The organism is Cellulosimicrobium sp. SL-1 (assembly GCF_011033075.1).
GTDB classification, from domain to species: Bacteria; Actinomycetota; Actinomycetes; order Actinomycetales; family Cellulomonadaceae; genus Cellulosimicrobium; species Cellulosimicrobium funkei.
Map to the genome: position 1 here is coordinate 44,115 of NZ_JAACJC010000014.1, position 11,889 is coordinate 56,003.

Here is an 11,889-nt window from a genome sequence, read left to right on the forward strand (position 1 = left end):
AGACGGCATGTCGTCACCGCGCCTGCGGCGCTGAATCAGGGACATAATCCATGGCCTCGGGGTTCCACGTCGAACTCGTCTCGTCCTGTCCCTCGACGCGCCCGCGGGCGGTCGCCGACTGGAACGCCGACAGGCGCGCCCGCAGCTGCTCCGGGTCGCGGTCGATCCGCGCCGTGAAGCGGTCGACGTACCCGTCGCGCTCCTCGCCGCGCGAGCGTCGCGCGAGGCCCGACGCCGCGGCGTCGACCTTGAGCGGCTGGTAGATGCCGTCGTTCGGGTCCGCCAAGGTCGCTTCCTGGAAATCGGTGCTGCCCTGCAGCAGGGTGGACATCTCCTCGTACAGCACCGCCGACGCCATCCAGTCCGACCGCGCCTCGACCGAGTCGGAGACGTAGCCCGCGTCCAGCGGCTCGAGGGACTCCGCGACCGGGCGCCGGGCGAGCGGGCTCGGCGGACCGTAGCCCGACGCCGCGTCCCTGGCGGGAGCGGCGTCCCACGCGGCGGCGGAGGCCGCCGGCTCGGGCACGGACGGCCGGGCCGCGGGGTACGGGTCGTCCTGGACCGGGGGGAGGCTCCGCGTCTCCTGCACCGGGGCCGCCGGCGCCTCGGGGGCGAAGGACGGCGTGGGCGCAGCAGGGAGGTCGGCGCGCGGCGCGAACGCGGACGTGCGCGCCGGCGCGCCCGGCTCCTGCCGCGCGGCCGGGGCCGCCTGGACCGGGGCGGGCGCCGCGGGCGCAGGTGCCACCGGGTTCGACGCCGCGGGTGCGGCCGCCGCCGGTGCCGGCGTCGACCCGGCCGGGCGCGAGGCGAGCGCCTCGGCCGAGGGGCCGGCGGGTCGCGAGGCCTGCGGCGTGGCCGTCGTCCGCGGACGACGCCCGAAGAGACCGCGCTTGCGCGCCTGGCTCTCGCGCAGCGACCGGCGCGTCGGGAGGTCGGCCATGAGCTCCTCGAAGCGGGGAAGCGCCTCGAACGAGAGCTCGGCGGGGATCTCCTCGGCGCCGTCCGCGGCACGTCCCTCGGCCACGACCGGGACGTCCGTCTGCTCCGGGGCGGAGGGCGCCACGGGCCGGACCTCGGTCGCGTCGGCCGCGGCCCGGCTCCGGTCGGCGAGCGGCGCGCGCTCGGCCGCGGGCTGCTCCGGCTGCGCCGCCACGGGCGGGACGACGCGGGTCGCGTCGAGCGGCTCCTCGGCGAACGACGACGGCGCCCAGCCCGCGGACGCGGTCTCCTGCGCAGGCTCGGGCTCCCAGGCCTGCTCGGCGGGCTGCTCCGGGGTCCACGTCTGCTCGGCGGGCTGCTCCGGGGTCCACGTCTGCTCGGCGGGCTGCTCCGGGGTCCACGTCTGCTCGGCGGGCTGCTCCGGGGCCCAGCCCTGCTCGGGTGCCCAGGCCTGCCCCGCGCCCGTGACGGCGTTCGGGGCGGCTGGCTGCTCCGCGACCTCCGGCGGGGTCCAGACGACCTCGTGGTGGACGGCGGCCTCGGCCGTCGGCACGTCGCTCACCAGCGGGATGTCGGTCGCCGTGACGTCCGGCGCGACCGGCAGCTCGACCGGGTTCTCGGTGACCGGCCGCTCGCCCACGGGACGGAAGCTCGAGAAGAGCGCGCTGCGGGTGCTGACGTCGAGCACCGGGATCTCGGCCGAGACGGGCTCGACCGGGGTCGCGGCGGCACGCGACCGGCTCGGGAGCGCGGACGCGGCGGGAGCCACCTCCGCGGGCGGGGTCCAGGCCTCGTCCGCGGCGGGCAGCTCGTCCGGCAGGGCCGGGGTCGCGAGCGGCGGGAGCACGATGGCGCCCGTCTGCGGGCCCGACGCGAACGACGCGCTGGGCGCGGCCGCCGCCGGGTCGACCGTGCGGGAGCGACGGCGCGGCATGCCCGTCTGCGTGGTGCCGTCGGTGAGCGCGTCGAGGTCGACCGGCACGGCGGCGGGCGCCTCGGGCTCCACGGCCGCGACGGACGCCGTCGGGACGGGTGCGGGAGCGGCGGGCTCGGCGGGGAGGGCCGGCATCACGCCCGTGCTCGTGAGCTGCTGCGCGGCGGCCTGGGTGCTCGTCTCCAACGGGTCCGTCGGCTGCGGGAGCGGGACGTTCGAGTCGGGCACGAAGAGGACGGCCGGGAAGGACACGACGACCTCGGTGCCCTGCTCGTCGCCCCCGGCGCTGAAGCGGACCTTGGCTCCGAGCCGCTCCGAGAGACGGCCGACCACGAACAGGCCCAGGCGCTGGGCGCCGACGACGTCCGAGGCCGCGTGCGTCGCGACCTTCCGGTTCGCCTCCGCGATCTCCTCGGCCGTCATGCCCAGACCGTGGTCCCGGACGGTGATGTGCACGAAGTCCGCGTCGCGGCCGGTGGTGACCTCGACGGGCGTGTGCGGCTCGGAGAACATCGTGGCGTTCTCGAGGAGCTCGGCGAGCAGGTGCGCCGCGTTGAGCGCGTTGTGCCCCAGCATGAGCGGGTCGACGACGAGGTTGAGGCGCACGCGGTCGTACAGCTCGATCTCGGAGGACGCGGTACGGATCACGTCGGAGGCCGGCATCGGCTGGCGCACCCGACGGCCCGAGTCGATGCCGGCGAGCACGAGCAGCGACTCTGCGTTGCGGCGCATCCGGGTCGCGAGGTGGTCGAGGCGGAAGAGGTTGGACAGCGTGCCCGCGTCCTCCTCGGAGCGCTCGAGGTCGTCGAGGAACGCGAGCTGGCGGTTGAGGAGCACCTGGTCGCGGCGGGCCACGTTGACGAACATCTCGGCGATCGAGCCACGCAGCGCGGCCTGCTCGCGGGCGACCTTGATCGTCGTCTGGTTCACGTCGTTGAACGCGGTGGCGAGCTGGCCGACCTCGTCGCTGGACTCGACGGTGATCGGCGCGAGGTCGATGCCCGGACCCTGGCCAGGCACGGCGACCTGCTCGACGAGCTTGGGGAGCTGGTCACGGACGTCCTCGGCGGCGTCGGTGAGGCGCCGCAGCGGGTTGACGATCGCACGCGCGATGAAGCCGGCCACGAGGATCGAGGCGACGACCGCGGCGAGCGTCACGAGGATGGTGATCACGGCGCGCGTCGTGGCGGCCCCCGCGAGGTCCGAGGCCTTCTCCGCGGTCTCGGTGCGCACCGCGTCGCGCACGGGGGCGGTCTGGTCGCGGTCCTCCTGCGAGAGCGTCGGCCACTGCGCCGCCTGGCTGGGCGGGGTGGCTGCCGGGCGCGACCCGATGAGGTTCTGCCGGATCTGGTTGTAGGTCGCCGTCGGCGTCTCGAGGCGGAACTCCCCGGGCAGCTGGCGGACCGCGGCGCGCGCGCGGGCGGCGAGCGTGTCTCCGGTGGTGACGAGGACGGCGGCCTGCTGGTTGGTGACGGTGTTCTGCTGGCCCGCCTGCGCGGCCTGCAGCACCGCTCCAGCCAGCGGCTGCTCGAGCGCCTGCTGGGCGAGCAGCTCGTCGAGGAGCACGTAGGTGTCGAGGTACTGCGCGAGGCTGCGGTCGGGAGTGGTGTCCGCGAGCGTGCGCGGCACGTCCAGCGCCGCGTCGATGAGGTCGCTGTACATCGAGTTGCGCTGCAGCTGGCCGAGACCGGACCGGTCGATCGCCTGGCGGACACCCACGAGCTCAGACCGGTCACCGATCGTGTCGGCCACGGCCTTGCGCACGCGGGGGTCGAGTGCGGAGGTGTTGAGCCGCTCGTACGCGCGGTCGCGCGCGTCGAGCGCGCGGTCGGTCTTCTCGCGCTGCGCCATCATCTGCGCCTCGGCCTCCTCGGCCGTGTCGCGCGTGCTGTTGGCGTCGAGGAACGAGTACGTGCGCTCGGCCGCGATCTCCGTCCCGGCCGCGTCCTGCGCCGCGAGCGCCGCGACGAGCGCGCTCGTCTGGCTCGCGTCGCGCGCGGTCCCGATGGCCTGGGCCGAGATGATCGCCGCGGCGGCGAAGAGGACGAGGACGGGCACCGCGAGTGCCGCAAGGATCTTCCCGCGGACGCTCAACCTGCGGAGCATACGAACCTGCCTCCATCACCTGGTCCACCCGTTCGGCGGCATGGTCGACGCGCGTGGCAGCGGCGCCTCCCGGGCTCGCTCCCCGGTCGTGCGTACTAACTATCGGTGCACTTCCCCCGGACACCTAATCCGCGAGGAGCACGAACAATCGCCCTCGTCACGCGGTGCCCCCGTCGGTGATCCGGCGCCTCCGGGGCCGTCCGCGTAGTCTCGGCGAGATGCGAGGCGTCACGATATCGGGCCCCGGTGGCCCTGAGAAACTAACGGTTTCCACGCTCCCTGACCAGACCCCTGGGCCGGACGAGCTCGTGGTCGACGTCGCTTCCGCTGGCGTGAACCGTGCTGACCTGCTACAACGCGCTGGATCCTACCCTCCCCCGCCCGGCGCACCCGACTGGCCGGGCCTCGAGGTCTCGGGCACGGTGGCCCGCGTCGGGGACGCTGTGTCGGGCTGGTCGGTCGGCGACCGGGTGGTCGCGCTGCTCGACGGCGGCGGCTACGCGGAGCAGGTGCGGGTGCGCGCGACGCAGGTGCTCCCCGTCCCCGAGGGGGTCGACCTCGTGGACGCGGCCGCCCTCCCCGAGGCGGTGTGCACGGTCTGGAGCAACGTGGTCGACGTGGGCCGCCTGGCGCCCGGCGAGTGGCTGCTCGTGCACGGCGGCTCGGGCGGCGTCGGGACGGTGGGCGTCCAGCTGGGCGCGGCGCTGGGGGCGCACGTCGCGGTGACCGCGGGCGGTCGCGGCCGCGCCGACCGGTGCCTGGCGCTCGGGGCGAGCCTCGCCGTCGACCACCGCGAGGAGGACTTCGTCGCCGCGGTGCGGGACGCGTCGGGCGGCCACGGCGCGGACGTGGTGCTGGACGTCGTCGGGGCCGCCTACCTGCCGCGCAACCTCGAGGTCCTCGCCACGGGCGGTCGCCTCGTCGTCATCGGCATGCAGAAGGGACGACGCGCGGAGCTCGACCTCGGCCTCCTCCTCGCCCGGCGTGCCACGGTGGCCGGCACGACGCTGCGGGCCCGCCCGCCGCAGGAGAAGGCGCGCATCGTGCACGAGGTGCTGACGCACGTCTGGCCGCTGGTGGAGGACGGCCGGGTGCGGCCGGTCGTGCACGCGCGCCTGCCGCTCGACGAGGCGGCGCGCGCGCACGAGCTGCTCGACTCGGGCGAGGTGTTCGGCAAGGTGCTGCTCGTCCCGTGACGGCGGGTCGCGCCCGTCGGTGCGCGCGGGGGTGGCACGCGCAAGACTGGACCCATGGCTGACGAACCGCGCGACCCCCGTCCCGACGAGCCCACCGCTCCCGACCCTGCGGCGACCGCGCAGGGCGACGACGAGCCCGGCCGTTCCACCGTGGTCATGCCTGACGGCACGGGGGTGAGCGTCGTCGAGAGCGACGACTCGACCGACCCCGACCGCAACCCGGCGACCGTCATCGAGGAGCCGGCCAAGGTCATGCGCATCGGCGGCATGATCAAGAAGCTCCTCGACGAGGTGCGCGACGCCCCGCTCGACGAGGCGGCGCGCTCGCGGCTCGCGGAGATCCACGAGCGGTCCCTCACGGAGCTCGAGGAGGGCCTCTCGCCAGACCTCGTCGACGAGCTGCACCGCATCACGCTGCCGTTCTCGGACGACAGCGTCCCGACGGACGCGGAGCTCCGGGTCGCGCAGGCGCAGCTCGTGGGCTGGCTCGAGGGGCTGTTCCACGGCATCCAGACGGCGCTCGTCGCGCAGCAGATGGCCGCGCAGGCGCAGCTCTCGCAGATGCGCCGGGCTCTGCCGCCCGGCTCGCTGCCGCCCATGGGCCACGGTGTGCCCGGCGGGATGCCGGGGCAGCAGCCGCGCCCGGACGAGCACGACGGACGCCCCTCGCCCGGCCAGTACCTCTGAGGCCCCGGTCCGCTCAGGCGGGCGGGGGGTCGGTCGGCAGCACGCCGTCCGGCTCCCCGCGCCCGCTCGCGCCCGGGCGCGCGGCGGTCATGGCGATCGCCCCGGAGACGAGCACGAGGCCGACCAGCTCCAGGGGGCTCGGGACCTGCCGGAGCACGACGGCGCCCACGACGGCCGCCGTCGCCGGGAGCAGCGCGAGGAGCACCGAGAACGTCGCCGCGCTGACGCGGCGCAGGATCACCTGCTCGAGCGCGTAGGGCACGACGGACGAGAACAGCGCGATCCCCGCGACGGCCAGGGCGTGCCGCCAGTCGCCGAGCACCGGGACGGCGTCCGGCGCGAGGAACGGCGCGAACGCGAGCGCGCCCACGGCCATCCCGACCGCGAGCGACGTGACGCCCGAGCCCCCGACGGCGACCCGGCGGCCGAGCACGATGTACGCGGCCCAGCACGCGGCGGCGACGGCGATCGCCGCGAGGCCGAGCACGGCGTCGTCGTGCGGGAGGTCGGACCCGACCGTCACGCCGGCGAGCAGCACGACCCCGGCCGCCGCGACCGCGATGGCGCCGCGCTCGCGCCAGCCGCTGCCCGTGACCGCCGCGACCGCGACCGGGCCGAGGAACTCGATCGCGACGGCGGTGCCGAGCGGGAGGTGGTCGATCGCGACGTAGAACGCGAGGTTCATCGCCGCGAGCGCGACCCCGAAGACCGCGGCCCACGCGAGGTCGTGCCGCGTCCAGCGCCGCCGCCACGGGCGGCGCCAGGCCAGCAGGAGCAGCGCGGAGGCCGCGATGCGCAGCCAGCCCACCTCGACCGCCCCGGCGACGGCGAACAGCCCGACGGCGATCGCCGCGCCCAGGTACTGCGTGAGGCCCGAGACGACGAACAGGGCCGGTGCCGGGACGCGGTCGAGGGCGGCGGTTCGGGTGGGCACCGACCGACTCTACGACCGCGCCCGCCCGGAGACGTCGCACGCCGGTCGTGCGACGGCGGCCCGCCCGCCGTGCGGGACGGGCCGCCGCCACCATCTCGCCGCGGCCGGCGTCAGCCCTTGACCGAGCCGGCGAGCAGGCCGCGCACGAAGTACCGCTGGAGCGCGAGGAACACGACCACGGGCACGACCATGGAGATGAACGCGCCCGCCGGGAGCAGGTGCCAGCTCGCGCCGCGCGAGCCGGACAGCTCGGCGAGCCGCACCGTGATCGGTGCGGTGTCCTGGCCGGACGCGAACGTCAGCGCGACGAGCAGGTCGTTCCACACCCAGAGGAACTGGAAGATGCCGAACGCCGCGATGGCGGGGACGAGGAGCGGCATGAGGACCTGGAAGAAGATCTTCACGTGCCCCGCGCCGTCGACGCGGGCGGCCTCGACGAGCTCGCGCGGGATGTCCTTCATGAAGTTGTGCAGCAGGAAGATCGCGAGCGGCAGCGCGAAGATCGAGTGCGACAGCCACACGGGCCAGAACGAGCCGTCGATCCCCCAGTCCACGTACTGCGTGAGCAGCGGGACGAGCGTGACCTGGATGGGCACGATCTGGAGCGCGAAGACCGCGACGAACAGCAGGTTGCGGCCCTTGAAGTTCACCCACGCGAACGCGTACGCGGCGAGCGACGCGAGCGTGATCGGGATGATCACCGCGGGCAGCGTGATGACGAGGGAGTTGACGAAGTAGGTCGCGAAGCTCGTCGAGCCGCCGAACAGCGCGTCCGTGTAGTTGTCGACCGTGAACTCGGGGTTCGCGAACGCCTCCCACCACCCCGACCGGCGGATCTCGCGCGGCGGCCGGAACGACGTGACGAGGAGCCCGAACGTCGGGATCGTCCACAGGACGGCGAGCACGATCGCGATGATCGACGCCGGCCGCGACGAGACCTTGCGGCGCACCTTGTCGGCGCGCGCGTCCAGGCCGGCGACGACGCCCTTGCCGCTGCCCTCCTCGACGGTCTCGTCGACGAGCGGGGCGTCGGGCACGGAGGCGGACAGTGGGGTGCTCATCGGATCTCCTCCGCCTGCTTCAGCTGCCGCACGTTGTACACGATGATCGGGATGACGAGCACGAAGAGGATGACGGCGAGCGCGGCGCCCAGGCCCTGCTCGCCCTGGCGCAGCGCCTGCGTGTAGAACTCGTTCGCCACGACCGACGTCTCGAACCGGCCGCCCGTCATCGTGCGGACGATGTCGAAGACCTTGAGCGTGCCGATGGCGATCGTCGTGAGGACGACCACGAGGGCCGGGCGGATGCTCGGCACGGTGATGTAGCGGAACATCCGCATGCCGCCGACGCCGTCGAGCCGGGCCGCCTCGACGATGTCGTCCGGGATGGCGCGGATCGCGGCGGCGAGGATCGTCATGGCGAACCCGGCCTGGATCCAGATCATCACGAGGATGAGGAAGAACGTGTTCGCCGGCGCGCTGAGCAGGAACTGCTGCGGCTCCAGCCCGAGCCACACGAGGACCTGGTTGAACAGGCCGATCTGCGGCTGGCTGGCCGGCTTGTACTCGTACATGAACTTCCAGATGATGCCCGCGCCGACCATGGAGATCGCCATGGGCAGGAAGATCAGGGTCTTCGCGAGCTTCTCGAAGCGGGACCGGTCGACGACGACCGCGTACACCAGCCCGAGGAACGTCGAGACGAGCGGGACGACGATGACCCAGATCGCCGTGTTGCGCAGGACGATCTGGAACTCGTCCCGCGTGAACGCGGTGACGTAGTTGTCGAGCCCGACGAACGCGGAGCCCGTGCGGTTGTAGAACGAGTCGCGGATGGTGCGCAGCCCTGGGTACAGCAGGCCGAACGCGAGCATGACGACCGCGGGCCCGGCGAACGCGATCGCGACGACCCAGCCGGGCACGCGCTTCGGCCGGTCGACGAGGAAGAGGATCAGACCCATGACGACGACGAAGAGCAGGATCGCGACGACCATCACCGCGAGCTTGCCCCCCGTCCCGGAGGGTTCGAGCAACCAGTCCATGTGAGGCTCCTGAGGTGGCCGGCGGCGGCCGGGAGGACGAGGTGGACGACGAGGGACGGTCGGCGAGGGCGGGCCGCCCGGGTCCTGCCAGGGCGACCCGCCCCCGGGTCGACGCGCGGGCCCGGGGCCCGACGACGTGGCTCGCGCCGCGCCGTCAGCCCCCGGGCCGCTCGCGGGTCAGGACGTCGGCCAGGACGCCTCGATGGCGTCGAGCACGGCCTGGTCGGACTTGTCGCTCGCGATCCACTCGGTCATCTCGGACCAGAACGAGCCGGCGCCGACGGCGGCGGGCATCATGTCCGAGCCGTCGAAGCGGAACGTGTAGCTCTCGTCCGTGAGCAGCTCGTACGCCTGCTGGTCCATCGGCGACTGCAGCAGCTCGGGGTCGAGGCCGTTGTTGGCGCTGATCCAACCCTGCGGGGTCACGCTCGCCTTGGCGTTGGACCACTCGGGGCTCGACAGGTACGCGTGGAAGGCCTGGACCTCGGGACGGTCGTTGAACGCCGCGACGAACTCGCCGCCACCGAGCAGCGGCTTGTCGTCGGCCGACTCGCCCGGCAGGTAGAACGCCCACACGTCGCCGTCCTCGGCGACCTCGAGGTCGGGGTCGAGGGTCGTCCAGTTCGCCTGGTAGAACGTGGCCTGGCGGTGCATGTAGCACAGGCCGTCGATGATCGGGTACCCGCCCTCGGTGAACTCGGTCGTCGCGATGCTGCTCACGTCGCCCAGGCCGCCGTTGACGTAGTCCTCGTTCTTCAGCACGTCGCCGACCGTGGCGAGGGCCGTGGCGATCTGCGGGTCGTTGAACGGGATCTCGTGGTTGACCCACTGGTCGTAGACCTCGGGGCCCGCCGTGCGCAGGACGACGTCCTCCATCCAGTCGGTGGCCGGCCAGCCGGTCGCCTCGCCGGACGCGATGCCGGCGCACCAGGGCTTGACGTCGCCCTCCGGGTTGTCGGCGACGATCTGGTCGGAGAGCTCCATGAGCTCGTCCCACGTCGTCGGGACCTCGTAGCCCGCCTCCTCGAACATGGACGGCGAGTACCAGACGAACGACTTCACGTTCGCGCCGAGCGGCGTCGCGTACAGCGTGCCGTCGACGGTGCCGTACTCCTTCCAGGACTCCGTGTAGTACTGGTCGACGTTGGCCGCGGCCTGGTCGCCGACCGGCTGGATCGCGTCGGGGAAGTCCGCGACGATGCGGCGCAGGAGGCCGGGCTGCGGCAGGTACGCGATGTCGGGCGCGCTGCCCGACTGGATGCGGACGGGGAGCTGGGCCTCGAACTCCTTGGAGCCCTCGTACTCGATCGTCGCGCCGGTGCACTCCTCGAACGGCTCGTACGACGCCTGCTGCTGCTCGGCCTCGGTGTCGACGATCGTCGAGTAGACCGTGACGGTCTTGCCGGACAGGTCGCCGTACTGCTCGAAGTCGGCGCAGTCCACCTCGGCGCTGGGCGACTCGTCGTCGCCCCCGCCGCCGCCCCCGCTGCTGCACGCCCCGAGCACGAGCGCGAGGCTCGCGCCGCCGGCGGCGACCGCCAGCGTGCGGCGACGCGCCGCGCTGGTCCTCGTGGTCCTGGTCATCTCAGCCTCCACCTCGTCGTGGGTCCGGACGCCGTCACCCCGGTCCGGTGAGGACCGGGCGCATCGCGACGTCGCGAGCGCGGGTGCGCTCTCGCCCTCCCACCATGCAAGCGGTTGCATCCCCGGGGTGCAAGCACAGCGGAGGTGAGTTTGCGTAACGATTCCGTCACGCGCGGCGGGTGCGCGCTCTCTCGGGGCCCGGAAGGCTGGCCGCGCTCCCACACCGTGCGCCCGCAGGGCGTCCCGGTGTGGGCAGGGGTCGCGGCCGGCCCTACGCGCCCGGGGGGAGCGGCGCCGTCGAACCGCGCCGGACGAGCTCCGTCGGGTACGTCAGGCTCTCGGGCACCGGGGCACCGTTGATCATGTCGAGCAGCAGGAGCGCCGCGTCGAAGCCCTGCTGGTAGGCGTCCTGCGCGATCGTGGTCAGGCCGACGAGCTCGCCGAGGTCGTGGCCGTCCACGCCCACGACGGACAGGTCCTCCGGCACGCGCCGGCCGAGGTCGCGCGCCGCGAGGATCGCGCCCATCGCCATCTCGTCCGACGCCGCGAACACCGCGGTCACGTCCGGGCGGCGGCGCAGCAGCTCCGCGGTCGACTCGCGGCCGCCCGCGACGTCGAAGTCGCCGTTCACCTCCAGGTCCGGCTGCACGACGACGCCCGCCTCCTCGAGCGCGCGCACGTACCCCCGCGCGCGCTCCACGGGCGGGGACCACGACGACACGAGGTCCGGCACCCCGGTCACGTGCCCGATCACCCGGTGCCCGAGGTCGAGCAGGTGGCGCGTCGCCGCGCGCCCGGTCGCGACGTCGTCGAGCCGGACCGTCACCTGCTCGGCCGGCCCGGACCCCACGAACGCCAGCGGGCGCGCCAGCCCGACGAGCGAGCGCACCTCGTCGTCGTCCAGCGGCAGCCCGACGACGAGCGTCCCGTCCACGCGGTGGCGCAGCACGCTCGGGTCGACCCGGCGGCGCGACGACGTGCGCCGGACGTCGAACGTGTAGAGCAGCACGTCGTAGCCGAGGTCGCGCAGGGCGCGCTCGGCGCCCTCGATGACGTTGGCGAAGAACCACCGGTTCACCCACGGGGTCAGCACGCCGATCGTCCGGGTCCGCCCCGTGGCCAGGGACGACGCCGACGGCGTGGGCACGTACCCGAGCCGCGCCGCCTCCGCGAGCACCCGCAGGCGCGTCGCCTCCGAGACGTTCGGCAGGCCGCGCAGGGCGCGCGAGACGGTCGCCGTGGACACCCCGGCGGCCTGGGCGACGTCGTCGATACCTGCCACGACGGGTGATGCTGCCACGCCGGGACGGACCCTGGCGAGGCGCCGTGCCGCATCGTGAGCAGATCGATGCAAGCGCTTGCCCTCGCCGGGACCGATATCGTGGTCGAGCCCGCCCCTCGGCACCGCTCAGTACGTACGAGCCCGCCGTGCCGTCGTCGGGCACCACCACCTGCGAACCGGAAGGAC

The 11,889-nt window shown here is 73.9% G+C and carries 8 protein-coding genes; 2 read left to right on the forward strand and 6 right to left on the reverse strand.

The window, feature by feature from the left end; translation table 11 throughout:
- Positions 1–13: 13 nt before the first annotated feature.
- Positions 14–3,967, reverse strand: coding sequence for an ATP-binding protein (locus tag GWJ10_RS18980; RefSeq protein WP_163188903.1), 3,954 nt, complete (start codon positions 3,965–3,967; stop codon positions 14–16).
- Positions 3,968–4,197: 230 nt separating this feature from the next.
- On the opposite strand from GWJ10_RS18980, the gene GWJ10_RS18985 reads away from it, so the two are divergent.
- Positions 4,198–5,175, forward strand: coding sequence for an NAD(P)H-quinone oxidoreductase (locus tag GWJ10_RS18985; protein WP_128957634.1), 978 nt, complete (start codon positions 4,198–4,200; stop codon positions 5,173–5,175).
- 54 nt (positions 5,176–5,229) lie between these two features.
- Complete coding sequence (locus GWJ10_RS18990) at positions 5,230–5,862, forward strand: bacterial proteasome activator family protein (protein ID WP_163188904.1); 633 nt, start codon at positions 5,230–5,232, stop codon at positions 5,860–5,862.
- A 13-nt stretch (positions 5,863–5,875) separates the two neighbouring features.
- On the opposite strand, the gene GWJ10_RS18995 is transcribed toward GWJ10_RS18990, so the two are convergent.
- The 5 genes from GWJ10_RS18995 to GWJ10_RS19015 all read right to left on the reverse strand — a co-directional run bounded on the left by GWJ10_RS18995 (position 5,876) and on the right by GWJ10_RS19015 (position 11,703).
- Positions 5,876–6,796 (reverse strand): EamA family transporter, encoded by a 921-nt coding sequence (locus GWJ10_RS18995; protein ID WP_076403726.1) that lies wholly within the window; start codon positions 6,794–6,796, stop codon positions 5,876–5,878.
- A gap of 110 nt (positions 6,797–6,906) precedes the next feature.
- Positions 6,907–7,857, reverse strand: coding sequence for a carbohydrate ABC transporter permease (locus GWJ10_RS19000; protein WP_021483010.1), 951 nt, complete (start codon positions 7,855–7,857; stop codon positions 6,907–6,909).
- Entirely contained in the window at positions 7,854–8,837 is a 984-nt protein-coding gene (locus GWJ10_RS19005; protein WP_034652574.1) for a sugar ABC transporter permease, read from the reverse strand. Before GWJ10_RS19005 ends, GWJ10_RS19000 begins: the two co-directional genes overlap by 4 nt.
- Before the next feature lie 177 nt (positions 8,838–9,014).
- Entirely contained in the window at positions 9,015–10,421 is a 1,407-nt protein-coding gene (locus GWJ10_RS19010) for an ABC transporter substrate-binding protein (RefSeq protein WP_061267207.1), read from the reverse strand.
- Between the two features lie 271 nt (positions 10,422–10,692).
- On the reverse strand, positions 10,693–11,703 hold the full coding sequence (locus tag GWJ10_RS19015; RefSeq protein WP_009862745.1) for a LacI family DNA-binding transcriptional regulator: 1,011 nt from the start codon (positions 11,701–11,703) through the stop codon (positions 10,693–10,695).
- Positions 11,704–11,889: the final 186 nt, after the last annotated feature.

What these genes read in the sequence shown, in the direction of transcription:
- GWJ10_RS18990 (WP_163188904.1), top strand. Translation starts at nt 5,230, where the DNA reads ATGGCTGACGAACCGCGCGACCCCCGTCCCGACGAGCCCACCGCTCCC.
- GWJ10_RS19010 (WP_061267207.1), bottom strand. Translation starts at nt 10,421, where the DNA reads ATGACCAGGACCACGAGGACCAGCGCGGCGCGTCGCCGCACGCTGGCG.
- GWJ10_RS19005 (WP_034652574.1), bottom strand. Translation starts at nt 8,837, where the DNA reads ATGGACTGGTTGCTCGAACCCTCCGGGACGGGGGGCAAGCTCGCGGTG.
- GWJ10_RS18985 (WP_128957634.1), top strand. Translation starts at nt 4,198, where the DNA reads ATGCGAGGCGTCACGATATCGGGCCCCGGTGGCCCTGAGAAACTAACG.
- GWJ10_RS19000 (WP_021483010.1), bottom strand. Translation starts at nt 7,857, where the DNA reads ATGAGCACCCCACTGTCCGCCTCCGTGCCCGACGCCCCGCTCGTCGAC.